The following is a 23,655-nucleotide window of genomic DNA, read 5'->3' as shown; positions in this document are numbered from 1 at the left end:
CGTTTTGCGACGCTATTCCCGCGCCGGCCGCGCGATGCGTCGCCGACCATAAAACTCAAGAGTCGTGTCTATGTCTTTCGAATCTCTCGGCCTGGCCGAACCGCTCGTCAAGGCGGTCAACGAGCTTGGCTACACATCGCCTACCCCGATCCAGCAACAGGCGATCCCCGCCGTGCTCGGCGGCGGCGACCTGCTCGCCGGCGCGCAGACCGGCACCGGCAAGACCGCCGGCTTCACGCTGCCGATCCTGCAGCGCCTGCACACGTTCTACGCGGAACACCACACCGCGAAGCGCGCGGTGCGTGCGCTGATCCTCACGCCGACGCGCGAGCTCGCCGCGCAGGTCGAGGAAAGCGTGCGCGCGTACAGCAAGTACCTGAAGCTGCGCTCGACCGTGATGTTCGGCGGCGTCAGCATCAATCCGCAGATCGATGCGCTCAAGCGCGGCGTCGACATCGTCGTCGCGACGCCCGGCCGCCTGCTCGACCACATGCAGCAGAAGACGATCGACCTGACGCATCTCGACATCCTCGTGCTCGACGAAGCCGACCGGATGCTCGACATGGGCTTCATCCACGACATCAAGCGCGTGCTCGCGAAGCTGCCGCCGCGCCGCCAGAACCTGCTGTTCTCGGCGACCTTCTCCGACGAGATCAAGGCGCTCGCCGACAACCTGCTCGATTCGCCCGCGCTGATCGAAGTCGCACGCCGCAACACGACCGCCGAATCCGTCGCGCAGAAGATCCACCCGGTCGACCGCGACCGCAAGCGCGAGCTGCTCACGCACCTGATCCGCGAGCACAACTGGTTCCAGGTGCTCGTGTTCACGCGCACGAAGCACGGCGCGAACCGGCTCGCCGAACAGCTGACGAAGGACGGCATCAGCGCGATGGCGATCCACGGCAACAAGAGCCAGTCGGCGCGCACGCGCGCGCTGTCGGAGTTCAAGAACAACACGCTGCAGGTGCTCGTCGCGACCGACATCGCCGCGCGCGGGATCGACATCGACCAGCTGCCGCACGTCGTCAACTTCGACCTGCCGAACGTGCCGGAAGACTACGTGCACCGGATCGGCCGCACGGGCCGTGCGGGTGCGACCGGTGAAGCGGTGTCGCTCGTGTGCGTGGACGAGAAGCAGCTGCTGCGCGACATCGAGCGGCTGATCAAGCGCGAGATCCCGCAGCAAGTGATCGCGGGCTTCGAGCCCGATCCCGATGCGAAGCCGGAACCGATCCTGCGCCGCGGCCAGCAGCAACGCGGCGGTGGTGCCGGTGGTGGTGGTGGCGGCAACCGCGCGCCGCGCGCCGGCGGGTCAGGCCAGCCGGCCGCGAAGCGTGACGGCGGTGCGCCGAAGGCCGCGCAGCCCAAGGCGGCCCAACCGAAGGCAGGCCAGCCTAAGGCAGCGAGCGCCGCGAAGCCGCGCACGCCCGGCGCGGGCGGTAACAGCGGTAATGGCGGGCGGCCGGGCGGCGGCAACGCGGCACGTCCGTCGAGCGGCAACGCCGCGCACGCGAACCGCAACCGTTCGTCGCGCAGCGGCCAGCGCGGTCACTGAAGCCGCGCGGCCGCGTGCCGCAGGTGCTCGACCTGGCGCTGCCAGCGTGCGAGCACCGCGGCGCGCTCCCCGTCCTCTCCTTCCAGCGCGAACGTGACGCCCGTCGCGAGACGCGCATAGCCGACGCGCTGCGCATCGCCGTGCGCGATCGTCGCCGCGAACCCCGCGAGCCCGCCGAAGTCGCCTTCGAGCGGTTCGATTTCCAGTTGAGCCTGATGGAACGCGCCGTCGGCGACGAGCGTCAGTGCGGCCGCGCGACGTTGCGCGAGCGCGCGCGCCGCGCGCGATTGCGGCCATAGCGCGAGCAGCAGCACGCGGGCGTCGCGCGCGTAGATTTCCCCGACACTCAACAGCGTCGTGCGCAGCTGGCCGTCGTCGGTCGCGACGATCAGCGACACCGCGACGTCGGCCTTGCGGTCGAGCTCGGTGCCGTCGAACAGCGACACGACGGCAGGCGGCCACGCGTCGAACGTCCATTGCTCGAGTGCGTGGCGATGCGAATCGGTCATGATGGTGCGGCCTCGTCGATCAGCGGATGATGCCGCAGCATACCCGCGACCGGCGCGGCCGTGGACGGATCAGCGAAAGAACACGTGCTGCGTGAGCTTCACGAGCGGATAGTGCACACCCGGCTGGATCTTCGCGGGCAGGTCGAGCGGCTTCAGCAGCATCTTGATGCACATGTCCGCGGACAGGTTGCGCCGCACGAGCGCGTTGACGCGCGCAGCACGCGCACGGTTGTATTCGGTGTCGCCGATGCGGCCCGGATAGCGCATCGCGAACACGTGGCGCAGCGCGATCTCCGAATCCTCGTTCCTGATCTCCATCACGCGGCGCATCAGTGCGCCGAGCACCGCGAGCCGGCCGTTGCCCTCGAGCTGGTTGTACTTCTTGAAATATTTGAAGAAGTGCTTGTAGTGGCGCACTTCGTCCGTGCGGATGTTGTCGGTGATTTCCTTCAGCACGGGCTCGTCCGAGCACTCGTTGATCGCACGATAGAGCGTGGCGGTGCCCGTCTCGACGACGCAGCGCGCGACCATCTCGAGCGCGCGGGTCTTCTCGAACGCGTCGACCGAGCAGGTCTTCGAATACTCGTCGAAGAAGTTCGCGAACGCAGTATCCCAGTCGAACTCCGGCCACACGTGCCCGATGTAGGCCTTCAACGCGCGGCCGTGCTGCAACTCTTCGTGCTCCCATGCATTGTTGAGCCACGCCGACACTTCCGGATCGTCGTTGAAGAACTCGCTCAGGTTGCTCGTGTAGAGATCCGAACCGCTTTCGATGAACGACGCCGCGCACAGCAGCAAAAGCAAATCCTCGTTCGCGGCGGCGCGCTGACGATCGATCCGGTTCAGGTCGATGTCCTCGATTCGCCACGGCATGACATGCGTCGTTTGAGTCTGCATGGTGTTGCGCTCCCAGGCGCCCCATCCGGCAACCGCCCCACACGCATGCGGCGTGAGCAGCGGTCTCCCTCGATGCGGCGTTATTGCTTGATGTTGTAGGAATGGGTCCGGCCGAACCATTCTGAAATCTTAGCCGGACTTTGATGTTCGTGCTTCAGAGCACTGACCATGCCCGACGGGCGCAGTTCCTCGGTGCATATTGCCGTTCGTTAGACGAGTCCTTCGAACGCGGCGGTGCAAACGAAACGGGCGGCCGTTTGGCCGCCCGTTTCGTTTGCAACTGGAAGCGAACCGTCAGAAACCGGCCGCCAGCCCGTCGCGCCGGCTGTCGCTCGCGGCCACGTAGCCGCGCTCGGGATCGGTGCGATCGAGCCGCCACACGAACTGGCCGGACCCGAAATCCATGTAAGGATCATCGATCGACTTGATCGCATGGCCGCGCGCGGCAAGCGCATCGACCATCGCACGGTCCATGCTCGACTCGACATCGAGCGAGAAGTCGCGATTGACCTTCCAGCGCGGCGCATCGCATGCCGCCTGCGGCTGCTGGCCGTAGCCGAGCATCCGCACGATGGTCTGCAGATGGCCTTGCGGCTGCATGTCGCCGCCCATCACGCCGAAGCTCATCACGGCCTCGGTGCGGCCGTCGACTTCCTCGGTGACGAAGGCCGGGATGATCGTATGGAACGGCCGCTTGCCGCCCGCGACGACGTTCGGCGACGCAGGGTCCATCGAGAAGCCGTGCCCGCGGTTCTGCAGCGCGATCCCCGTGCCGGGCACGACGAGGCCCGAGCCGAAGCCCATGTAGTTCGACTGGATGAAGCTCACCATCATCCCGCGCTCGTCGGCCGCCGACAGGTAGATCGTGCCGCCCGAATGCGGCCGGCCGGCGGCGAAGTGCGTCGCGCGCGCGGGGTCGATCAGCTTCGCGCGTTCGGCGAGGTAAGCGTCGGCCAGCATCTGCGCGGGCGTCACGTCCATCGCGCGCGGATCGGCGACGTAACGGTAGACGTCCGCGAACGCGAGCTTCATCGCCTCGATCTGCAGATGCTGCGACTCCGGCGAGTCGACAGGCCATTCGGTTGCGCCCGCATGCTCGGCGATCCCGAGCGCGATCAGCGCGGCGATGCCCTGCCCGTTCGGCGGGATCTCGTGGATCGTGCGGCCGTGAAAGCGCTTGCCGATCGGCTCGACCCATTCTGGCCGGTACGCGCGCAGGTCGGCTTCGGTGAGCGCGCCGCCGCCGTCGCGCGCGAACGCGGCGAGCCGCTCGGCGAGTGCGCCCTCGTAGAACGCGCGCGCGCCGTCCTTCGCGAGCGTGCGCAGCGTCTGCGCATGCCCGGGCAGGCAGACGCGCTCGCCGATCTCGGGCGCGCGGCCGCGCGGCATGAAGGTGTCGGCGAAGCCCGGCAAGCGCTGCAGCTCGGGCACCGCGGCAGCCCACTTGCGCGCAACGATCGGCGGCACCGCATAGCCGCGCTCGGCGATCTCGATCGCGGGCTCGAGCAGGTCGGCGAACGGCAGCGAGCCGAACTTCGCGTGCAGCGCTTCCCAGCCCGCGACGACGCCCGGCACGGTGACCGTGTCCCAGCCGCGGGTCGGCTTGCGCGCGAGGCCGTGCGCATCCTCGCCATGACGCCGGCGGAAGTAATCGACATTCCACGCGGCCGGCGCGACGCCCGACGCGTTCAGCCCGTGCAGCTTCCCGCCGTCCCACACGAGCGCAAACGCATCGCCGCCGAGCCCGCACGACACGGGCTCGACGACCGTGATCGCGGCCGCGGCGGCCAGCGCCGCGTCGACCGCGTTGCCGCCTTTCCACAGCATCCGCAGGCCGGCCTGCGCGGCCAGCGGATGCGACGTCGAAACCACATTGCGCGCGAACACCGGAGTGCGCGTCGTCGGATACGGGTTGTGCCAGTTGAAGCCGGTCATCGGTTCCACCTCGTCGGAAACTGCGTAAGCGCGCGAACGCGGACAATCCGCCATTCCAGCGCGATCGGCGCGATCACGCAAATTCATTTGTCACATGATTCCATGCACTTTGCACATGAATTGCCGGTGCCGCCGTGTCCGGCATGCTGCCCGAACACCCTTACAATAGCCGCTCCGTCTTCACGACTTCGCCGCCGACATGACCCGAGATCCCCGCCTCACCCTCAACGCGCGCCAGCAGGAATTGCTCGAATGGGTGCAGCGCGACGGCTTCGTGACCGTCGACGATCTCGCCGCGCACTTCGCGGTGACGCCGCAGACGATCCGCCGCGACGTCAACTGGCTCGCCGACCTGAACCTCTTGCGCCGCTACCACGGCGGCGCGAGCCTGCCGACGAGTTCCGAGAACGTGTCGTACACCGCGCGGCAGCGGATGTTCCACGACGAGAAGCGGCGCATCGCGGCGCTCGCCGCGTCGCACATCCCCGACCAGGCATCGCTGTTCATCAACCTCGGCACGACGACCGAGGAAGTCGCGCGCGCGCTGAATCGCCACCACGGGCTGCACGTGATCACGAACAACCTGAACGTCGCGTCGATGATGAGCGGCTACCCGGACTGCGAGGTGCTGATCACGGGCGGCATCGTGCGGCCGTGGGACAAGGGGATCGTCGGTGAGCTCGCGATCGACTTCATCCGCCAGTTCAAGGTCGACTACGCGATCATCGGCACGTCGGCGATTGAGACCGACGGCACGCTGCGCGACTTCGACACGCGCGAGGTGCGCGTCGCCGAGGCGATCATGCAGCACGCGCGCACCGTCTACCTCGTCGCCGACCACTCGAAGGTCGGCCGGCCGGCGCTCGTGCGCCAGGGCCACCTGAGCCAGGTGCACGCGCTGTTCACCGACAAGCCGCTGCCGCCGGAGATGGACGAGACGATCGCCGCCGCGGGCACCCAGGTGTACGTGGCGGAATGACCCGCGGGAATGACCGGCGCCATGCTGCGCCGCACCCAAAACTTCAAGTGAAATCAAGAAGTTGGCGGTTCGACCCAACCGCTTGCAGCGGGCCGGCGTGTCAAACGGAAAATTAATGGGGCACGATTTGGTGTTGCCCGCGCGCTCGACTAGACTCCAGTTCCCCGGCCCGTTTACCCGTCCCGCTCGTGCCATAGCGTGGGTGAAACGTTGGACCGGCGAATTGCAGCTTTTCCCCCCAAGCCATACCCCGTTGGGTATCACGCCCCGGCCCCCCGGGCCGAAGGTGTGGGCAGTCCGATTGCCATGGAGAGAACGATGCTGAGTCCGCATGAATTCGCCACGCTACTGCTTGTGAAGGACGCTCCCGATCAGGCCAACATGGAACGCGATGAACTCGACGCGCTGCTCGAGCAGCAGCTCGTCCGCCTGGAAGGGCTCGGATCGGGACGCAAATACTGCGTGACCGAAACGGGCGACGCGGCGCTGCGCTCCATCAAATACCGCTATTCCTGACTGACCTGACCGCGCCGGCCGGCTCCCGGCCGCGCGCTGCTCCCCGCCTCGTTCGATCGACGACGCTCAGCCGCCGCGCAGCGTCGGGTCGACGGCTGCCCGCCAACTGACCGCCTTCGCGCGCGCATCGTTGAAATACGTGACCCAGCCGGCCCGCGCCGGCGCATCCGGCGCCGCATAACGCGCCGAAAGTTCGTTTACGAACGTGCAATAGTCCGGCTGAGACAGCCCGCGATAGCGTTTCGCGACGTACGCGTCATAGAGCGTCGAATAGACGGGCTGCGCATCCGCGCCCCAGTCGCGCGCCGTGCCGCCGCACGACGTCTGCAGATCCGCGAATGACGGCGCGCGCCAGCTCCCGCCGAGCGGCGGCATGCCGCCGCAGCCCGCCAGCATGACGGCCAGCGCGCCGGCCCACATCCCAATACGCATGATTCACCTCGCGAAACGGTCAATCCCGCAAGTATCGTCCGGGATCGCGCGTCGCGCCACCCGCCCCTCTTTTTCGAACTTTACTTTTTCGAATCAGTTCGATAAATTTCGAATTCGAACATTTTGTGTTCGCCCATTTCCCTCAGACGATAAGGACAGCAGGTGACTCAACCGAATCGCTACGATCTGCTCGTCGTCGGCGGCGGCATCAACGGCGCGGGCATCGCGCGGGATGCGGCCGGCCGCGGCCTGTCGGTCATCCTGTGCGAGCAGGACGACCTCGCGTCGCACACGTCGTCGTGCAGCACGAAGCTGATTCACGGCGGCCTGCGCTATCTCGAGTACAACGAATTCGGGCTCGTGCGCAAGGCGCTGCAGGAACGCGAGACGCTGCTGCGCGCGGCGCCGCACATCATGTGGCCGCTGCGCTTCGTGATGCCGCACATGCCGAACCTGCGGCCGGCGTGGCTGATCCGCATCGGCCTGTTCCTCTACGATCACCTCGCGAAGCGCGAGCTGCTGCCCGGCTCGCGCGGCATCGACATGCGCCGCCATCCGGCCGGCGCGCCGCTGATCGATTCGATCAAGCGCGGCTTCGTGTATTCAGACGGCTGGGTCGACGACGCGCGCCTCGTCGTGCTGAACGCGCTCGACGCGAAGGAGCACGGCGCCGAGATCCTGACGCGCACGAAGCTCGTGTCCGCCGAGCGGGCTGGCGACGAATGGCAAGCGAAGCTCCAGCTCGCGGACGGGTCGATCCGCGTCGTGCGCGCCCGCGCGATCGCGAACGCGGCCGGCCCGTGGGTCGGCGACGTGCTGCACGGCGCGCTCGGCCGCGGCGCGAATCACAGCGTGCGGCTCGTGAAGGGCAGCCACATCATCACGCGCCGCCTGTTCGATCACGACCACGCATACATCTTCCAGAACCCGGACAAGCGGATCATCTTCGCGATTCCGTACGAGCGCGACTTCACGCTGATCGGCACGACCGACGTCGAGTACACGAACGATCCGGCGAAGGTCGCGATCGATCGGGACGAGACGCAATACCTGTGCGAGTCGATCAACCGCTACTTCAAGCGCAAGATCGCGCCAGCCGACGTCCACTGGACGTATTCGGGCGTGCGCCCGCTGCTCGAGGACGAGAACGCGGCAAGTGCGTCGGCGGTCACGCGCGACTACCGGCTCGAGATGGACGATGGCGCCGGCGCGCCGCTGCTGTCGGTGTTCGGCGGCAAGATCACGACGTTCCGCAAGCTCGCCGAGGAAGCCGGCGACCTGCTGTCCCGCGCGCTCGGCCGCGACGCCAAGCCGTGGACGTCCGGTGCGCCGCTGCCGGGCGGCGACATCGCCAATGCAAGATTCGACGCGTTCGCCGATCGGTTCGCGAAGCGTCATCCGTGGCTGCCCGCCACGCTCGCGCGCCGCTATGCGCGCGCGTACGGCACGCGCGCCGAACGCGTGGTCGGCCAGGCGAAGTCGCTGGCCGATCTCGGCCTCGTGATCGCGCCGGGCATCCACGAAGCCGAACTGCGCTACCTGCGGGACGTCGAATGGGCGACCTGCGCGCAGGACGTGCTGTGGCGCCGTTCGAAGCTCGGGCTGCACGTCGCGCCGGGCACCCTCGACGACGTGACGGCCGCGCTCGATGCGTGGTTCGCCGCGCGCCACGCGCATCACGCTTGACCGACGTACAAGACTCACCGGATCAGCCTCACCCAGACGCGCCGCCTCGTGCGGCGCGCATCACAACTAAGCCAATCACGGATGGAGATGAGAGACATGCAGGATCAGTACATCCTCGCGCTCGACCAGGGCACGACGAGCTCCCGCGCGATGCTGTTCGATCGCCAGGGCAACATCGTGTCGATCGCGCAGAAAGAATTCGAGCAAATCTACCCGCAACCCGGCTGGGTCGAGCACGACCCGCAGGAAATCTGGTCGACCCAGGCGGGCGTCGCGGCCGAGGCCGTCACCCGCACGGGCCTGAACGGCACGTCGATCGCCGCGATCGGCATCACGAACCAGCGCGAGACGACGATCGTCTGGGATCGCGAGACGGGCCAGCCCGTCTACAACGCGATCGTCTGGCAGGATCGCCGCACGGCCGACTTCTGCGATTCGCTGAAGGCACAGGGCTTCGAAGCGAAGGTGCGCGCGAAGACGGGCCTGCCGATCGATTCGTACTTCTCCGGCACCAAGATCCGCTGGATTCTCGACAACGTGCCGGGCGCGCGCGACAAGGCACGCCAGGGCAAGCTCGCGTTCGGCACGGTCGACAGCTGGCTCGTGTGGAACTTCACGAAGCACGAGCTGCACGTGACCGACGTGACGAACGCGTCGCGCACGATGCTGTTCAACATCCATACGCGCCAGTGGGACGACGAGCTGCTCGAACTGCTCGACATCCCGCGCAGCATGCTGCCGGAAGTGAAGGCGTCATCGGAAATCTACGGCCACACCAAGACCACCGTGTTCGCATCGAAGATCCCGCTCGCGGGCATCGCGGGCGACCAGCAGGCCGCGCTGTTCGGCCAGATGTGCACGACGTCGGGCATGGTGAAGAACACCTACGGCACCGGCTGCTTCCTGATGATGAACACCGGCGACAAGCCGATCGAGTCGAAGAACAACCTCGTGACGACGATCGCGTGGCAGATCGGCGACGACGTGCAGTACGCGCTCGAAGGCAGCATCTTCATCGCGGGCGCGGTCGTGCAGTGGCTGCGCGACGGCATGGGCATCATCAAGAGCGCGGCCGAGATCGAGGCGCTCGCCGAGAGCGTGCCGCACACCGACGGCGTCTACCTCGTGCCCGCGTTCGCCGGCCTCGGCGCGCCGCACTGGAATGCCCGTGCACGCGGCTCGCTGTTCGGCGTCACGCGCGGCACGACGTCCGCGCACCTCGCGCGCGCGGCGCTCGATTCGATCGCGTACCAGTCGCTCGACGTGCTCGCGGCGATGGAGGCCGATTCGGGCATCAGCGTCGGCGAGCTGCGCGTCGACGGCGGCGCGAGCGCGAACAACCTGCTGATGCAGTTCCAGGCGGACCTGCTCGGCGTCGACGCAGTGCGTCCGCAGATCACCGAGACGACCGCGCTCGGCGCGGCCTACCTCGCGGGTCTCGCGATCGGCTACTGGAAGAACCTCGACGAACTGCGCAGCCAGTGGCAGCTCGACCGCCGCTTCTCGCCGCAGATGCCGAAGGAGCAGGTCGAACAGTGCATGGCCGGCTGGCAGCGCGCGGTGCGCGCCGCGAAGGCGTGGGCCGACGACGCGCAGTAACCGTTCGATATCCATAACGAATACAACAACGACCGGCGGACCGCGCGATGCGCGAGTCCGCCACGACATACGAGAGACAACATGTCACCTTATTTCGCAGAATTCATCGGCACCGCGATCCTCGTGCTGCTCGGCAATGGCGCGGTCGCGAACGTGCTGCTCGCCAACACCAAGGGCAAGGGCGCGGACCTGATCGTGATCGTGTGGGGCTGGGCGATGGCGGTATTCGTCGCCGTCTACGTGACCGCGTCGTTCAGCGGCGCGCACCTGAACCCGATCGTCACGATCAGCCTCGCGCTCGCGCACAAGTTCGCGTGGTCGAAGGTCGGCGGCTACGTCCTCGCGCAGATGCTCGGCGGGATGGCGGGCGCGCTGATCGTGTGGCTCGCGTATCGCCAGCACTTCGCGAAGGAAACCAATGCCGACCTGAAGCTCGCGGTGTTCTGCACCGCGCCCGCGATCCGCAGCGTCCGGCACAACGTGCTGACCGAAGCGATCTGCACGTTCGTGCTGATCCTCGGCGTGCTGTACCTCGCGTCGCCGCAGGTCGGCCTCGGCGCGCTCGACGCGCTGCCCGTCGGCCTGCTCGTGCTCGGTATCGGCATTTCGCTCGGCGGCCCGACCGGCTATGCGATGAGCCCCGCGCGCGACCTCGCGCCGCGCATCATGCACGCGCTGCTGCCGATCCCCGGCAAGCGCGACAGCGACTGGCGCTATGCGTGGATTCCGGTGATCGGCCCGCTGATCGGTGGCTCGCTCGCAGCCGGGCTGTACCTGACGCTGCACGTTCCGCACTGACTGGCGGCCCGCATCGCAGCAGCAACGCAGCCCGCGCGCCGCAAGGCCGCGGGCTGTTTTACATTTCGGTCGAGGGCAGAGGTCACACCCTGCATGGCCCGGTGCGGAACGGGACCGCTACCCGTCCCGCGATCCATCCCGGACACGGCTTCTCTCGCCGGCTCGCGCACGCTCCTGCGGCCGCGCGCGTCCTACCCGCCGGTCGAGCCCGGCAACAGCGCCTTCAGTTTCACGCGCGTGTCCGCGACGTCCACCGGCGCGACCGCCGCCCCGCGCTCGACCAGCATCCGCGCGAGCTTCATCTCCTTCGCGAATCCGGGCGCACGACCGAAACCGCTCGCCGCGACGAGCCGGCCGCCACCGTCGAAATGGAACTGGATCTCGGCGTCGTCGCCGAGCGTGCGCGCAACCGCGTGCTCGCCAAGCGCCGGCTCCCCGGCAACCTGCAACTGGCCGTCGTACTGATCGGACCAGAACCACGGCAGGTCGCCATACGGCTCGCCCGCGCCAAGCATGTTGCGCGCGGCGACGCGTGCCTGCGTCTCGGCGCCGTGCCAGGTTTCCTGTCGGATCGGCCGCCCCGACAGGCCGCTCGGAAACACCGCGACATCGCCGGCCGCGTAGATGCCGGGTGCCGACGTCTCGAGTCGCGCGTTCACGACGATGCCGCGATCGACCGCGAGGCCCGCGTCGCGCGCGAGTTCGTCGGCAGGCTCGATACCGATACCGACCACGACCGTATCGGCAACGAGCGTGCCGCCGTCGGCGAGCGTGACGGCCAGCGCGCCGTCAGCCGCGCGCGCGATCGCGACGGGCATCCGGTTCACGCGGATCTGCACGCCATGATGCGCATGCAGTGCATGCACGCGCGCCGCGATCGACGCCGGCACCGCGCGGCCGAGCAGCCGCGGCGCCGCGTCGAGCACGGTCACGCGGCAGCCGCGCAGCCGCGCGGACGCCGCGACTTCGAGACCGATGAAGCCGCCGCCGATCAGCACGATCCGCGCGTCGGGCACGAGGCGCGCGGCGAGCGCCGCCGCATCGTCGAGCGTGCGCAGCGCCAGCACGCCGTCGAGCTCCGCGCCGGGTATCGCCACGCGGCGCGCGCGCCCGCCGGTCGCGAGCAGCAGCGCTTCGTAGCCGATGGCCCGGCCGTCGGACAGCAGGACGTCGCGGGCACGCGGATCGATGCGCACGACGGTCGCGACGATGTGCGCGATCCCGTCCGCCTGCCAGTCGCCGGCCGCGCGCAGCCCGCATTGCGCCGCGCTGCGTTCGCCGGTCAGCACCCCCTTCGACAGCGGCGGCCGCTCGTACGGCAGATGCGGCTCCGCGCCGATCAGCGCAATGCCGCCGCGCCACCCCGCTTCACGCAGCGTCTGCGCCGCGCGTCCGCCGACGTGCCCCGCGCCGACGATCGCCATCACACGCTCGTTCGCCATGCGCTCAGACCTCGATCAGGATGCGGCCGTCCTCGACCTTCGCCGGGTACGTGCGCAGCTTCTCGCAGACCGGCGCGGAAAGTGGCCGGCCGTCGCGAATGTCGAAGCGCCCGTTGTGCTTCGGGCACTCGATCACGTGGTCCATCACGAGCCCGTCGGCGAGATGCACGTGCTCGTGCGTGCACAGCCCGTCGCTCGCGTAGACGTTGCCGTCGACCCGGTAGATCGCATAGGTATGCCCCGCGTGATCGAAGCGCACCACGTCTTCGTCGTCGATGTCGTCGAGTGCGCCGGTGTCGATCCATTGCGTCATGATTCGTGTCTCCTGTGTCATCAGTTGCGGATGCGGATCAGGCCTGCGCGGCGCCCGGCACGGGCCGCACGATCTGGTAGGACGGATCGCGCGTCTGCCGGATCAGCGCCGGCACGATCTCCGCGTACGCGGCCAGCGTGCCGGGGTACGGCGGCGGCATGTCGGCCCTGACGGCCTCGTGTAGCCGCGGCAGCGCATGGAACGGCACCATCGGGAACATGTGGTGCTCGACGTGGTAGTTCATGTTCCAGTAGAGAAAGCGGAACACGGGATTCATCATCACGGTCCGGCAGTTGCGCCGGTGATCGAGCACGTTCTCGGGCATGCCCGCGTGCTGCGTGAGGCCGAAGTACAGGTACAGCCACGCGCCGTACAGGCTCGGCAGCCCGATGTAGAGCAGCGGCAGGATCGTGTGCCAGTACAGCGACGCGCCGATCACGCCCGCGTAGATCGCGAGATGGATGCGCGTCTCGCGCACGACCTTCGGCCATTCCGACTCGGGCACGAAGGTCCGCTCGTCGTCATCGAGACGGCCCGTGCACGCATTCGCGATCATCTTGCGCAACTCACCGGCGACGTGCTTCAGCGCGACGACGTTCAGCGCGAGCCCGAGCCAGTCGGTCGGCCTCGGCGCGGCGATTTCCGGATCGCGCCCGACCACCAGCGTATCGGTGTGATGGCGCGCATGACTCCAGCGCCACACCGTCGCACGGCGGAATACCTGAAACGATGCGACCTGGTACAGCACGTCGTTCATCCAGCGCGTGCGGAACGCGGTGCCATGCCCGCACTCGTGCCAGCGCGAATCGGCGGGGCTGCAGTACAGCGTGCCGTACACGAAGAACGCGGGCACGGCCCACGCCGAATGCGCGCGCCACGCGAGCCATGCGACCAGGCCGCTGATCACGATCGCCGCATACCAGAGCAGCGTGTCGCGAATCGCGCGTGCATCGTCACGCTGCATCAACTGCTTCATCACCGGCCGCGGCACCGGGCACCGGTACCACTGCGCGTTGACGAGTCCCGCCGCGCGGGCGCGCTCGCCGGCGCCGCCGATCAGTCGGTATTCCTGACGGCGCGCCGCTGCGTTGCGATCGCGCGCCTGGTCGTTCGTATGGGCCACCCGTGTCTCCTTGGTTCCTTGTGCGTGGGAAGCGCGACGCCGCGAGCGCTTCGGTGTGGAAGCAAAATTAGGCGACGGACACGGCCCGCTCAACGGAAACGTTGACGAAATTTCGTCATCGCTCTAGCGTACGGACAGCGCCACGGACCCGATGGCGACGATGAAGACGGAGACGACAAGATGGCAGGCGAAACCGGCCCCCGCTGGCGCAAGCGCACTGCGCGCTTCACCGAGATCGCGGCGCTCGCGGGGGTCAGCACGACCACCGTCGACCGCGTGCTGAACGAGCGCGGCAGCGTGTCCGCGCAGGCGCGCGAACGCGTGGTCGCGGCGGCCCGGCAGCTCGGCGTGCCGCGACAGTTGCCCGATACGCGGCACGGGCTGATCCACGTCGACGTGCTGCTGCCGGACACCGATGCGCCGTTTTTCCGGCGGCTGCAGCAGGCGCTGCAGCGCTCGCTGCAGATGCTCGACCGGCGCGTGGTCGTGCACCGGACGATCCTGTCCGCCGCGGACGACGAGCGGGCCGCCGCGCTGATCGAACGACCCGCGTACCGCCGCGCGGCGCTGATCGTCACGGCGCGCGACACCGCACGCGTGCGTGACGCGCTGGCAAACGCGATCGCGCGCGGCGAGACCGTCGTCACGATGGTCACCGACATCGGCGGAGTCGCGCGCGCGCATTACGCGGGCATCGACAACTATCGCGCCGGACGCACCGCCGGCTATTACCTCGGCCGACTGACGACGCGGCCCGGCCGGATCCTGCTGCTGGGCGGCCGGATGGGCTACCGCGCGCACGCGGACCGGATGGCCGGCTGCATCGACCAGCTGGCCGACGCATTCGCCAGCCTGACCTGCGACGGCGAGCCGGTCGAGACGCTCGACCAGGACGACCGCTGTTATCGCGCGGTGACGAAGGCGCTGCAGGCGCACGACGACGTGGTCGGGATCTACAACAGCGGCGCGGGCTCGGCCGGCATCGAGGCCGCGTTGCGCAAGCAGGGCGCGGCCGGCCGCGTCGTCTGGATCGGGCACGAGATGCTCGATCTGCACCGGACCTACATCGAGGCCGGCACGATGGACATCGCGATCGACCAGGATCCGGACGGACAGGCGATCGCCGCGCTGCAGCACGTGCTGCATGCGTGCGGGATCGTCGAGCAGCCGCCGCCGGGCGATCCGGTCGAGTTTCGCGTGTTCTGCTCGGCGAATGTCAGGACGAGCCCTTACCTGCAGGCCTGAGTCGCGCGGCGTTCCGCGCACGCCGTACGGCCATCACAAAAAAAATCGACCGTCGCATTGGCGATATTTCGTCACTGTTTGTCATGCACCCCGCAGGGCGCGTCCGTACATTTGGCAGCCATCCACGACAACAACGGACGGAGACGATGGCTGAACCGATACTCATCGGCGTGAACCTCGACGGCGTGCTCGAACACGACGGCTTGTCGCCGCCCACGCCCGCCGAGCGCTTCCGGATGATCGCCGACGCCGGCGTGTTTGACTACGTCGAGAAGAACCCGGCGCGGGGCGAGGACCTCGCGCCCTGTTTCGCGCTGGTCGAGCGCCATGCGCTGCCGATCCGCGCGATCGGCGGCATCTGGTGCGCGGGCCGCGACGAAGCGCATGTCGCGGAGATCATCGACGCGGGCGCGCGGTTCGGCAGCACCGTGCTCAACTGCCAGCTGTACGCGCGCCATGCGGATGGCCATCCGCTGTCGGACGGCGAAGTCGCCGATTTCTACCTGCGCGCGTACGAACGGGGCGAGCCGGTCGGCTGCCTGCCGAGCCTCGAAGTGCATGTCGACATGTGGAGCGAGGACTTCACCCGCATCGCGCGCGTCGCGCAGCGGGTCGAACAGGCCGGCGCGCCGTTCCGGATCACGCTCGATCACTCGCACCTGCTGTTCAAGATCGGCAATCCTGCCGAACTCGATGCATCGGGCATTCGCGAGCAGGTCGAAAGCGGCCGGCTCGTGCTCGACCCGGCGTCGCCCGCTGCCGTGTACGCCGACTGGATCGAACGCGGCTGGGTGCGGCATGCGCACGCGCGCAGCGTGATCCCGAACAATCCGGAGAACCGCTGGATGCGTGGCCCGGACGGCCGGCCGGGCCGCGGCATCCAGTATCCATTCGTCGCGCCCGCGCCGGGTTCCTATCACGGCGAATGGCATGCGGCATCGCTCGACACCTGGAAAGACGCGCTGCGCCGGCTGCTGCAATGGCATGCGCACACCCGGCCGACACGGCTCGAGCAGATCAGCTGCGAGTTCATTCCGTTTCCCGATTACGGCGGCGGCGCGCGCTACTCGATCTTCGACAACAACGTTGCGTGCGCGCTATGGCTGCGCGACACGTGGCGCGCGCTCGCCGCGCCGCCGGCCGACGGCGCCGCGCGCACCGGCACCTGATTCGGACCTTGCACCCCCACCAGAGGACAGAACGATGACGCAAGCTTTCCACTTTTCCCTGAACCGGATGAGCGCGCCGCGCTTGCCGCTCGATCAGTACGTCGCGCTGTGCCGGCGCCTTGGCGTCGACACGATCGAGATCCGCAACGATCTCGACGGCGTCGAGATCAACGACGGCACGCCGGCCGCCGCCGTGCGCGCGGCAGCCGACGCGGGCGGCCTGACGATCCTGACGATCAATGCACTGCAGCGCTTCGAGCAATGGAACGGCGAGCGCGCGGACGAGGCGACCGTGCTCGCCGACTATGCGGCGCAATGCGGCGCGCGCGCGCTGGTGCTGTGCCCGACCAACAGCCGCAGCGACACGCGCAGCGCGGACGCCCGACACGCGGATCTGGTGAAGGCGCTCAACGCGCTCAAGCCGATCCTCGAAGCGCGCGGCCTGCTCGGCTTCATCGAGCCGCTCGGCTTCGAGGAGTGCGCGCTGCGCCGCAAGTCGGATGCGGTGAAGGGCATCTACGACGCGGCGGGCGAACAGGTGTTCCGGCTCGTGCACGACACGTTCCACCATCACCTGTCGGGCGAGGACATTTTCTTCCCGAATCTGACGGGCCTCGTGCACATCTCCGGCGTCGAGGAAAGCGACCTGCCGGTCGACCGGATGCGCGACGGCCATCGCGTGCTGGTTGGCGGCGCCGACCGGCTCGGCAACATCCGGCAATTGCGCGAACTGCTCGCGCGCGGCTACCGCGGCGCGTTCTCGTTCGAGCCGTTCGCGAGCGAAATCGCCGAAGCCGCCGACATCGAGGACCGGCTGCGGGCCAGCATCGACTACGTGCGGGCCGAACTGGCGGCGCGCTGACCCCCGATTCCGTCGCGCGGCCGGCAGACGTTGCCGGCCCGCGACCGGAAGCACGGCCCGGCGGCGGACGCCGCCGCGGCAACTGCCACGCAATACGCCGCACTCCACGATGCGCATGATGTGCGTCATCCGCGGCAGGAATCTTCATAGAAAAACGACGACTGGTCTGGAGACGACATGAAACGAATCGCGCCGGCAGCACTCTGCCTATCAGGAATCCTCACTTTACCGCCCGCGTTCGCGCAGAGCTCGGTGACGCTGTACGGCGTCGCCGATGCGGGCCTCGACTACCTGAGCCAGGTGCAGACCGGCAGCGGCACGACCGCGTCGCGGCTGCGCGCGCAAAGCAGCGACTGGGGCGCGAGCCGGTTCGGGCTGCTCGGGCACGAGGATCTCGGCGGCGGCTACCACGTGATCTTCAATCTCGAATCCGGCACCAACCTGATGGCCGGCACCGCCGGCGAAAGCAACGGCCGGCTGTTCAGCCGCAAGGCGCTGGTCGGCGTGCAGCACGACCGCTTCGGCACGCTGACGCTGGGCCGCAACCTGTTCATCGCGAACGACCAGTGGGACATGGACCCGCTCCTTCAGCAGGCGTATTCGGCGACCGCGCTGGTGCGCAGCCGCAACGTGCCGATCACGAGCAACAACATCGAGTACCGCTCGCCGTCGTGGAACGGCTTCAGCCTGCATGCGCAATACACGCTCGGCAACCAGGCCGGCGGGTTCAATCTCGGCGCGGCCAACGAGGCGGGCCGCAGTGACGGCATCCAGATCACGTACCGGAACGACCTGTTCATGGTGCGCGCGATGTACGACGAACTGCGCGATGCGAACGGACGGATGAGCAACGTGTTCACCCGTTCGCGCGAGTTCTTCGCGGGCGCGAACCTCTATCTGCGTGCGCTGACGCTGCAGGCCGCCTATACGCACCTGAACGCGCCCGACACGCCCGCCGGCCTCGCGCGCAACGCGGATCACTACTGGGCCGGCGCGCAATACCGGGTGACGCCCGCGCTCGCGCTCGGCGGCGCCGCCTATTACGTGCACGTCGGCTCGGGCGCCGGCGACGCGACGCACGATCCGTCGGGCCACGCGACGATGTTCGCGCTCAGCGCCGCGTACAGCCTGTCGAAGCGCACGCTTCTGTATGCGACCGTCGCGCACGTGCGCAACGCGAGCGGATCGAATTTTTCGGTCGCGAACAACAACCCGGGATCGGACAACGACAACCTCGCGAATCCGCTGCCGGGCCGTTCGCAGACCGGTGTGAATATCGGCATCAACCATTCGTTCTGACGGTTTGATGCAGTTCAGGCGCCGCGGCCGCCACGCGCCGCGGCGGAATTGGGAAGAAACGAAGTCAACAGGAGAACAGAATGATCGAGATTGCGATGTTCGGCGCGGGACGAATCGGCAAGATTCACGCGGCGAATCTGGCGCGCCTGCCGGGTGCGCGGCTCAAATACGTGGTCGACATGCATGCGCCGTCCGCGCAGGCGCTCGCGCACGCGCATGGCGCCGAGGCCGTCGATGTCGAGCGGGCACTCGGGGATCCCGCCGTGCAGGCGGTCGTGATCGCGTCCAGCACGAATACGCATGCGGACCTGATCGTCGCGGCCGCGCAGGCCGGCAAGGCCGTGTTCTGCGAAAAGCCGATCGACCTGACGGTCGCGCGCTCGCGCGAATGCGCGGACGCCGTCCGGCGCCACGGCGTCACCTGCATGATCGGCTTCCAGCGCCGCTTCGATCCGACCTTCGCGGCACTGAAGACACGCGTCGAGCGCGGCGAGATCGGCGCCCCGGAAATGCTGATCGTCACGAGCCGCGATCCGGGCGCGCCGCCCGTCGACTACATCAGGAGTTCGGGCGGCATCTTCAAGGACATGCTGATCCACGACTTCGACGTGTTCCGCTGGATCCTCGGCGACGAAGCGCAGACGCTACATGCGACCGGCAGTTGCCTGACCGATCCGGCCGTGCGCGAAGCGGGCGACATCGATTCGACGGCCGTCACGATCCGCACGAAGCGCGGGCTGCTGTGCCAGATCAATACGTCGAGGCGCGCCGCGTACGGCTACGACCAGCGCTTCGAGCTGCTCGGCAGCAACGGGATGCTGCAGGCCGGCAACGTGCGGCCGACCGAAGTCACCGCGTGGTCGGCCGGCGGCATTGCGACCGACGTGCCGGAGCCGTTCTTCCTCGAGCGCTACCGGCACGCGTATGCGGCCGAGATCGCGCACTTCGTCGACGCGCTGCGCGATGGCTCGCCGGTCAGGACGACGATCGAGGACGGGCTCGCCGCGCTCGAACTGGCCGAAGCGGCGATGACGTCGTGGCAGACGGGGCGCGTGGTCGAAGTCTGAAAGCGGCAGCGGCGACGGCGGGCCGCTAAGGCGGGCCGCCGGTCGCGCTCGCAGGCGCAATCGGCAGCACGGTGCGCAGTGCGTTTGGCGGCGCGTAAGCTAAAGCACGTATCATGGCGGCAAGTGGGCGTCGCCGACGCCCCGCCTCTTCACCATCATGCTCGATCACCTCATCTGCGACTGCGACGGTGTACTCGTCGACAGCGAAGTCATTGCCGACCGTGTACTGCTCGACACGCTGTCCGCCACGTTCCCGCACATCGATTTCGAAGCCGCCGCGAAGACTGCGTTCGGCCAGCAGACGTCGCGCTTCCTCACGGGGCTCGAAACGCGCTACGGCATCACGATGCCCGACAACTTCATCGAGACGATCGAGCACAACATCGAGGTCGGTCTCGCGCAGTCGCTCGCGCCGATCACCGGCGTGCGCGATGCGTTGCTGAAGGTGAGCCTGCCCGCGGCGGTCGTGTCGAACAGCCGCCTCGCGCGCGTGCGCAGCTCGCTGAAGCGCGCGGCGCTCACCGAGATCTTCGGCGAGCGCGTGTTCAGCGCCGAGCAGGTCGCGCGGCCGAAGCCCTATCCGGACGTCTATCTGCACGCGGCAAGCACGCTCGGCGTCGCGCCCGAGCGCTGCGTCGTCGTCGAGGACAGCATTTCCGGCCTGAATGCCGCGCGCGCGGCCGGGATGAAGACGATCGCGTTCGTCGGCGCGAGCCATATCCCCGACAACTACGCGGACGCGCTGCGCGCGATGGGCATCACGCGAATCATGCGGAAGATGGACGAACTGCCGTCGCTCGTCGCCGCCGGAATGCGCGGCGAGTTCGGCGACGTGCAGTCCTGACGGTCGTTCAGGCCGTTCAGGCTGCTGACGGCGCGTGTGCGTTCGCGCACGCGACGCCACGCGTCGGGCGCGCGAACGCGCCCGCCCCGCTCCGGGTCACGCCGGCTCGCAGCACCGCTCGCGCGCAGCCGCGAGCGCCTCGCGGAATTCGACCAGCTCCGCGATCGTCAGCATCGGCAGGCCGTGCTGTTGCGCGAAGCGCGCGACGTCGTCGCCGCGCGTCATCGTGCCGTCCGGATTCATCAGCTCGCACAGCACGCCGGCCGGCTTCAGCCCCGCGAGGATCGTCAGGTCGACGGTCCCTTCGGTGTGGCCGCGGCGCGCGAGCACGCCGCCCGGCTGCGCACGCAGCGGGAACACGTGCCCGGGGCGGACGATGTCGTGCGGCGTCGCGTCGTCGGCGATCGCCGCGCGGATCGTCGTCACGCGGTCGGCCGCCGACACGCCCGTATGCACGCCTTCGCGCGCCTCGATCGACACGGTGAACGCGGTGCTGTTGCGGCTCTCGTTGGTCTGCACCATCGGCGGCAGCGCGAGCGCGCGCACCTTGTCGTCGGTCAGGCACAGACACACGATCCCGCTGCATTCGCGGATCAGCAGCGCCATCGTTTCCGGCGTGATCCGCTCCGCGGCGACGATCAGGTCGGCCTCGTTCTCACGGTCGTGATCGTCCTGCAACACGACCGCGCGGCCCGCGCGCAACGCGTCGAGCGCGGCGGCGATGCGCGGCGGCACCGGTTCGGAATCGAGCAACGGGAGATCGGCGAAGGCATCGGCGGGCGCCGACGAATTGGACAAAACTGTGGACGAAACGGGGGACGAAACGGTGGACTTGAAGGACATGTGAAACGCTCCTCGCAAAACGATATGGGCGAAAAACGTTTCAGGGCATTGCAAACAGACAGAACGACAACCCGCTTCGCACGCATCGCGAAGCGGCCCTGACGGACATGACTATCTGCACATCTTCTCTCATCCGGACTGTGACCGTCGGCTCTGGCATTCGACCAGATCTGCTGACCCCGCGCTGACTGCGCGGGCGCTCGCGGGCTCGCCGGCTTACGCCAGCCTACCGCCGGTGGGGAATTCCGCCCCGCCCTGAAGACGCACTGATTGCCGGACGAACCGGCGGGCAAAGCATACAACAGCTGCACGCGCGATGCAGCGAACGGTATCGATAACCTTACTGACGACCCCGTCTAAAAACATCATCCGAACGGACTGGCCGGCCTAGCCAGCCGCGCGTGCCGCGTCCGCCACGCGCCAGCGCGGCGGCACCTCGGGGCTCACCGTCACGCGGAACGCACGCACCTCGCTGTCGCCCGGATTGCGCAGGCTGTACGGCTGGTCGGCGTCGAACACGATCGCGTCGCCCGTCGCGAGCAACTGGCGGCGGTCGTGCACGCTCACCTCGAGCGTGCCTTCGCTGACGACGAGATTGACCGTCGTGCCCGGCGCGCGGCGCGCACCGGGCTCGGTATGCAGCGGCGCGATCCGCAGCTCATGGAACTCGGCCGTGGCCGGCTCGCCTTCCGGATAGAGCGCGCGTGCCGAGAAGCGGCCGTTCGAGCTGACGACGCGCGCCGCGCGGTCGGCTGCGAGATGCTCGAAGCCGTTCACCGCATGGCGGCGCAGGAACGCGGCGACCGACACCTTCAGCGCCGCGGCGATCTTGCACAGCACCTTGATCGACGGCACGCTGCGCGCGGATTCGATCTGCGCGAGCATCGCGCGCGACACGCCCGACAGCCGTGCGAGCGCATCGAGCGACAGCTGCCGCTCGGCGCGCAGCCGCGCGAGATTGACGCCGACGACCTGCTCGAGGACATCGAACGACGCCAGCGTCCGGAGATCGGCGGTGTCGCCGGCCCCGACGGAAGACACATCGCGCACGAGCGCCAGGGTGGAATGCATTGCGTTGCCTCCGGGCTGCCGGGCAGCCCTGCGAATGGGATAAGCCGGATGGACATCGGGTTGCGCATCGATCGAAGCGCATACCGAGACGCTATCACCCGGTCTCGCACGGGCAAACGAAGTTATCTTCACACCGTTATCAGCATCGCGGAGGAATGCGTTCTTCCGCGGCCCGTTCCCGCGCTATTGCGCCGCCGCCGCGCAGCGCCGCGCCGGATCGCGCGCATCGAGCCGCGCCGCGAGCCAGGTGACGACGAGCGCCGCGAAGCTCACCGCCACCGCAACCCACGGCAGCGCATCGAGCGCGAAGCCGTGGCCGAGCGCGAGACCGCCGAGCCACGCGCCGCCCGCATTGCCGACGTTGAACGCGCCGATGTTCAGCGTCGACGCGAGGTGCGGCGCGCTCGCGGCCTTCTCGACGACGCGCGCCTGCAGCGGCGGCACCGTCGCGAACGCGGCGATCCCCCACACGAACACGGTGACGGCGGCCGCGACCGGCTGGTGGCTCGTCTTCGCGAACACGGCCATCACCACCATCAGCGCGACGAGGATCGCCATCAGCGACGGCATCAGCGCGCGGTCGGCAAGCTTGCCGCCGAGCGTATTGCCGATCGTGAGCCCCGCGCCGAACAGCACGAGGATCAGCGCGACCGCACGCGGCGAGTAGCCGGACACGCTTTCGAGAATCGGCGCGATGTAGGTGAACACGACGAATACGCCACCGAAGCCGAGCACGGTCATCAGCAGCGCGAGCCACACCTGCGGCTCCTTCAGCACGCGCACTTCGTGGCCGAGCCCGACCGGCCCGCTGTCGTGGCGGTTCGGCACCAGCGCGGCAATGCCCGCGAGCGACGCGACGCCGAACGCCGCGACGATCCAGAACGACGCGCGCCAGCCGAGCAGCTGGCCGACGAACGTGCCGAACGGCACGCCGAGCACGTTCGACAGCGTGAGGCCCGTGAACATCAGCGCGATCGCGCTCGCGCGCCGGTCGACCGGCACGAGCGACGCGGCGACCACCGCGCCGATGCCGAAGAACGAGCCATGCGCGAACGACGTGACGACGCGCGCGACCATCAGCATCCCGTAGCCGGACGCGGTCGCGCACAGCACGTTGCCGACGATGAAGATCCCCATCAGCAACTGCAGCGCGGCCTTGCGCGGCATGCGGCTCGTCAGCACCGCGAGCAGCGGCGCGCCGACGGCGACGTCGAGCGCGTAGCCGGTCACGAGCAGCCCGGCGGACGGCAGCGACACCGCGAGGTCGTGCGCAACCTCGGGCAGCAGGCCCATGATGATGAACTCGGTGGTGCCGATGGCGAACGCGCTGATCGCGAGCGCCAGTAACGGAACGGGCATGATGGTCTCCGGAAGCGGCCGGCGCGCGGCGCGGGCGGATGCCGCGCCGCACGACACGACGAAAGATGCGCGCATTGTCCCGAATACGATGAAATTTGATAATTGGCGTAGC

The 23,655-nt window shown here is 68.4% G+C and carries 22 protein-coding genes and 1 riboswitch; of the genes, 12 read left to right on the top strand and 10 right to left on the bottom strand.

All coding sequences use genetic code 11. From position 1 onward, the window contains the following. The first annotated feature begins 70 nt into the window (after positions 1–70). Positions 71–1,555 (top strand): DEAD/DEAH box helicase, encoded by a 1,485-nt coding sequence (locus tag DID96_RS05090; RefSeq protein ID WP_124598172.1) that lies wholly within the window; start codon positions 71–73, stop codon positions 1,553–1,555. Here DID96_RS05090 and DID96_RS05085 read toward each other — a convergent pair. The 3 genes from DID96_RS05085 to DID96_RS05075 form a co-directional block, all read right to left on the bottom strand. Beyond that, entirely contained in the window at positions 1,549–2,064 is a 516-nt protein-coding gene (locus tag DID96_RS05085) for a hypothetical protein (RefSeq protein ID WP_124598171.1), read from the bottom strand. The two genes, DID96_RS05090 and DID96_RS05085, sit on opposite strands and share 7 nt — an antisense overlap. Before the next feature lie 69 nt (positions 2,065–2,133). Next, positions 2,134–2,961 (bottom strand): ferritin-like domain-containing protein, encoded by an 828-nt coding sequence (locus DID96_RS05080; RefSeq protein WP_124598170.1) that lies wholly within the window; start codon positions 2,959–2,961, stop codon positions 2,134–2,136. 294 nt (positions 2,962–3,255) lie between these two features. Then, complete coding sequence (locus DID96_RS05075) at positions 3,256–4,896, bottom strand: gamma-glutamyltransferase family protein (RefSeq protein WP_124598169.1); 1,641 nt, start codon at positions 4,894–4,896, stop codon at positions 3,256–3,258. Between the two features lie 199 nt (positions 4,897–5,095). Between DID96_RS05075 and DID96_RS05070 the strand changes: the two genes are divergently transcribed. Next, positions 5,096–5,875, top strand: coding sequence for a DeoR/GlpR family DNA-binding transcription regulator (locus tag DID96_RS05070; protein ID WP_124598168.1), 780 nt, complete (start codon positions 5,096–5,098; stop codon positions 5,873–5,875). A gap of 318 nt (positions 5,876–6,193) precedes the next feature. Next, positions 6,194–6,391 (top strand): phage tail assembly chaperone, encoded by a 198-nt coding sequence (locus DID96_RS05060; protein WP_185732174.1) that lies wholly within the window; start codon positions 6,194–6,196, stop codon positions 6,389–6,391. Positions 6,392–6,457: 66 nt separating this feature from the next. Here the strand turns inward: DID96_RS05060 and DID96_RS05055 are convergent, their stop codons facing one another. Next, complete coding sequence (locus DID96_RS05055; protein ID WP_124598166.1) at positions 6,458–6,823, bottom strand: hypothetical protein; 366 nt, start codon at positions 6,821–6,823, stop codon at positions 6,458–6,460. A gap of 162 nt (positions 6,824–6,985) precedes the next feature. Between DID96_RS05055 and glpD the strand changes: the two genes are divergently transcribed. The 3 genes from glpD to DID96_RS05040 all read left to right on the top strand — a co-directional run bounded on the left by glpD (position 6,986) and on the right by DID96_RS05040 (position 10,906). Next, on the top strand, positions 6,986–8,509 hold the full coding sequence (glpD, locus tag DID96_RS05050; protein ID WP_124598165.1) for a glycerol-3-phosphate dehydrogenase: 1,524 nt from the start codon (positions 6,986–6,988) through the stop codon (positions 8,507–8,509). Between the two features lie 96 nt (positions 8,510–8,605). Further along, positions 8,606–10,108 carry a glycerol kinase GlpK gene (glpK, locus tag DID96_RS05045; RefSeq protein ID WP_124598164.1) on the top strand — a complete coding sequence of 501 codons (1,503 nt, stop codon included), beginning with the start codon at positions 8,606–8,608 and terminating at the stop codon, positions 10,106–10,108. An 81-nt stretch (positions 10,109–10,189) separates the two neighbouring features. Continuing rightward, the gene (locus DID96_RS05040) at positions 10,190–10,906 is read left to right on the top strand and encodes an MIP/aquaporin family protein (RefSeq protein WP_124598163.1); all 717 of its coding nucleotides are present in this window, start codon (positions 10,190–10,192) and stop codon (positions 10,904–10,906) included. A 191-nt stretch (positions 10,907–11,097) separates the two neighbouring features. On the opposite strand, the gene DID96_RS05035 is transcribed toward DID96_RS05040, so the two are convergent. The 3 genes from DID96_RS05035 to DID96_RS05025 are packed head-to-tail and all read right to left on the bottom strand — an operon-like array spanning position 11,098 to position 13,784. After that, complete coding sequence (locus tag DID96_RS05035) at positions 11,098–12,348, bottom strand: NAD(P)/FAD-dependent oxidoreductase (protein WP_124598162.1); 1,251 nt, start codon at positions 12,346–12,348, stop codon at positions 11,098–11,100. A gap of 4 nt (positions 12,349–12,352) precedes the next feature. After that, a complete protein-coding gene (locus DID96_RS05030) occupies positions 12,353–12,661 on the bottom strand; it encodes a non-heme iron oxygenase ferredoxin subunit (RefSeq protein WP_124598161.1) in 309 nt (102 codons plus the stop codon). A 37-nt stretch (positions 12,662–12,698) separates the two neighbouring features. Further along, entirely contained in the window at positions 12,699–13,784 is a 1,086-nt protein-coding gene (locus DID96_RS05025) for a fatty acid desaturase family protein (RefSeq protein WP_124598160.1), read from the bottom strand. A 180-nt stretch (positions 13,785–13,964) separates the two neighbouring features. Between DID96_RS05025 and DID96_RS05020 the strand changes: the two genes are divergently transcribed. From DID96_RS05020 to DID96_RS04995, 6 genes are all read left to right on the top strand, one after another. Continuing rightward, entirely contained in the window at positions 13,965–15,029 is a 1,065-nt protein-coding gene (locus tag DID96_RS05020) for a LacI family DNA-binding transcriptional regulator (RefSeq protein ID WP_124598159.1), read from the top strand. Positions 15,030–15,175: 146 nt separating this feature from the next. After that, entirely contained in the window at positions 15,176–16,198 is a 1,023-nt protein-coding gene (locus DID96_RS05015; protein ID WP_124598158.1) for a xylose isomerase, read from the top strand. A 34-nt stretch (positions 16,199–16,232) separates the two neighbouring features. After that, positions 16,233–17,060 carry a TIM barrel protein gene (locus DID96_RS05010; protein WP_124598157.1) on the top strand — a complete coding sequence of 276 codons (828 nt, stop codon included), beginning with the start codon at positions 16,233–16,235 and terminating at the stop codon, positions 17,058–17,060. Positions 17,061–17,237: 177 nt separating this feature from the next. Beyond that, the gene (locus tag DID96_RS05005) at positions 17,238–18,359 is read left to right on the top strand and encodes a porin (RefSeq protein ID WP_124598156.1); all 1,122 of its coding nucleotides are present in this window, start codon (positions 17,238–17,240) and stop codon (positions 18,357–18,359) included. Positions 18,360–18,439: 80 nt separating this feature from the next. Then, positions 18,440–19,426 carry an inositol 2-dehydrogenase gene (gene iolG / locus DID96_RS05000; protein ID WP_124598155.1) on the top strand — a complete coding sequence of 329 codons (987 nt, stop codon included), beginning with the start codon at positions 18,440–18,442 and terminating at the stop codon, positions 19,424–19,426. Positions 19,427–19,583: 157 nt separating this feature from the next. After that, positions 19,584–20,270, top strand: a complete 687-nt coding sequence (locus DID96_RS04995; protein WP_124598154.1) for an HAD family phosphatase — start codon at positions 19,584–19,586, stop codon at positions 20,268–20,270. 96 nt (positions 20,271–20,366) lie between these two features. On the opposite strand, the gene ribB is transcribed toward DID96_RS04995, so the two are convergent. The 3 genes from ribB to DID96_RS04980 form a co-directional block, all read right to left on the bottom strand. Further along, the gene (gene ribB, locus DID96_RS04990; RefSeq protein ID WP_124598153.1) at positions 20,367–21,113 is read right to left on the bottom strand and encodes a 3,4-dihydroxy-2-butanone-4-phosphate synthase; all 747 of its coding nucleotides are present in this window, start codon (positions 21,111–21,113) and stop codon (positions 20,367–20,369) included. Between the two features lie 117 nt (positions 21,114–21,230). Then, positions 21,231–21,380, bottom strand: a riboswitch (FMN riboswitch). Between the two features lie 120 nt (positions 21,381–21,500). Continuing rightward, on the bottom strand, positions 21,501–22,184 hold the full coding sequence (locus DID96_RS04985) for a helix-turn-helix domain-containing protein (RefSeq protein WP_124598152.1): 684 nt from the start codon (positions 22,182–22,184) through the stop codon (positions 21,501–21,503). Between the two features lie 183 nt (positions 22,185–22,367). Continuing rightward, entirely contained in the window at positions 22,368–23,543 is a 1,176-nt protein-coding gene (locus tag DID96_RS04980) for an MFS transporter (protein WP_124598151.1), read from the bottom strand. Positions 23,544–23,655: the final 112 nt, after the last annotated feature.

Origin of the sequence: Burkholderia sp. Bp8963 (genome assembly GCF_003854275.1) — a bacterium.
GTDB lineage: Bacteria > Pseudomonadota > Gammaproteobacteria > Burkholderiales > Burkholderiaceae > Burkholderia.
The sequence above is the reverse complement of the archived record's forward strand: the minus strand, read 5'-3'. Positions and strand labels throughout refer to the sequence as shown.

Excerpts from the sequence above, each read along its gene's own strand:
- DID96_RS05075 (WP_124598169.1), bottom strand. The coding sequence starts at position 4,896 with ATGACCGGCTTCAACTGGCACAACCCGTATCCGACGACGCGCACTCCG.
- glpK (WP_124598164.1), top strand. The coding sequence starts at position 8,606 with ATGCAGGATCAGTACATCCTCGCGCTCGACCAGGGCACGACGAGCTCC.
- DID96_RS05035 (WP_124598162.1), bottom strand. The coding sequence starts at position 12,348 with ATGGCGAACGAGCGTGTGATGGCGATCGTCGGCGCGGGGCACGTCGGC.
- DID96_RS05005 (WP_124598156.1), top strand. The coding sequence starts at position 17,238 with ATGAAACGAATCGCGCCGGCAGCACTCTGCCTATCAGGAATCCTCACT.
- DID96_RS04995 (WP_124598154.1), top strand. The coding sequence starts at position 19,584 with ATGCTCGATCACCTCATCTGCGACTGCGACGGTGTACTCGTCGACAGC.
- DID96_RS05060 (WP_185732174.1), top strand. The coding sequence starts at position 6,194 with ATGCTGAGTCCGCATGAATTCGCCACGCTACTGCTTGTGAAGGACGCT.
- iolG (WP_124598155.1), top strand. The coding sequence starts at position 18,440 with ATGATCGAGATTGCGATGTTCGGCGCGGGACGAATCGGCAAGATTCAC.
- DID96_RS04980 (WP_124598151.1), bottom strand. The coding sequence starts at position 23,543 with ATGCCCGTTCCGTTACTGGCGCTCGCGATCAGCGCGTTCGCCATCGGC.
- DID96_RS05010 (WP_124598157.1), top strand. The coding sequence starts at position 16,233 with ATGACGCAAGCTTTCCACTTTTCCCTGAACCGGATGAGCGCGCCGCGC.
- DID96_RS05030 (WP_124598161.1), bottom strand. The coding sequence starts at position 12,661 with ATGACGCAATGGATCGACACCGGCGCACTCGACGACATCGACGACGAA.
- DID96_RS05090 (WP_124598172.1), top strand. The coding sequence starts at position 71 with ATGTCTTTCGAATCTCTCGGCCTGGCCGAACCGCTCGTCAAGGCGGTC.
- DID96_RS05040 (WP_124598163.1), top strand. The coding sequence starts at position 10,190 with ATGTCACCTTATTTCGCAGAATTCATCGGCACCGCGATCCTCGTGCTG.
- DID96_RS05020 (WP_124598159.1), top strand. The coding sequence starts at position 13,965 with ATGGCAGGCGAAACCGGCCCCCGCTGGCGCAAGCGCACTGCGCGCTTC.
- DID96_RS05015 (WP_124598158.1), top strand. The coding sequence starts at position 15,176 with ATGGCTGAACCGATACTCATCGGCGTGAACCTCGACGGCGTGCTCGAA.
- DID96_RS05055 (WP_124598166.1), bottom strand. The coding sequence starts at position 6,823 with ATGCGTATTGGGATGTGGGCCGGCGCGCTGGCCGTCATGCTGGCGGGC.
- DID96_RS05080 (WP_124598170.1), bottom strand. The coding sequence starts at position 2,961 with ATGCAGACTCAAACGACGCATGTCATGCCGTGGCGAATCGAGGACATC.
- DID96_RS05070 (WP_124598168.1), top strand. The coding sequence starts at position 5,096 with ATGACCCGAGATCCCCGCCTCACCCTCAACGCGCGCCAGCAGGAATTG.
- DID96_RS04985 (WP_124598152.1), bottom strand. The coding sequence starts at position 22,184 with ATGCATTCCACCCTGGCGCTCGTGCGCGATGTGTCTTCCGTCGGGGCC.
- DID96_RS05085 (WP_124598171.1), bottom strand. The coding sequence starts at position 2,064 with ATGACCGATTCGCATCGCCACGCACTCGAGCAATGGACGTTCGACGCG.
- ribB (WP_124598153.1), bottom strand. The coding sequence starts at position 21,113 with ATGTCCTTCAAGTCCACCGTTTCGTCCCCCGTTTCGTCCACAGTTTTG.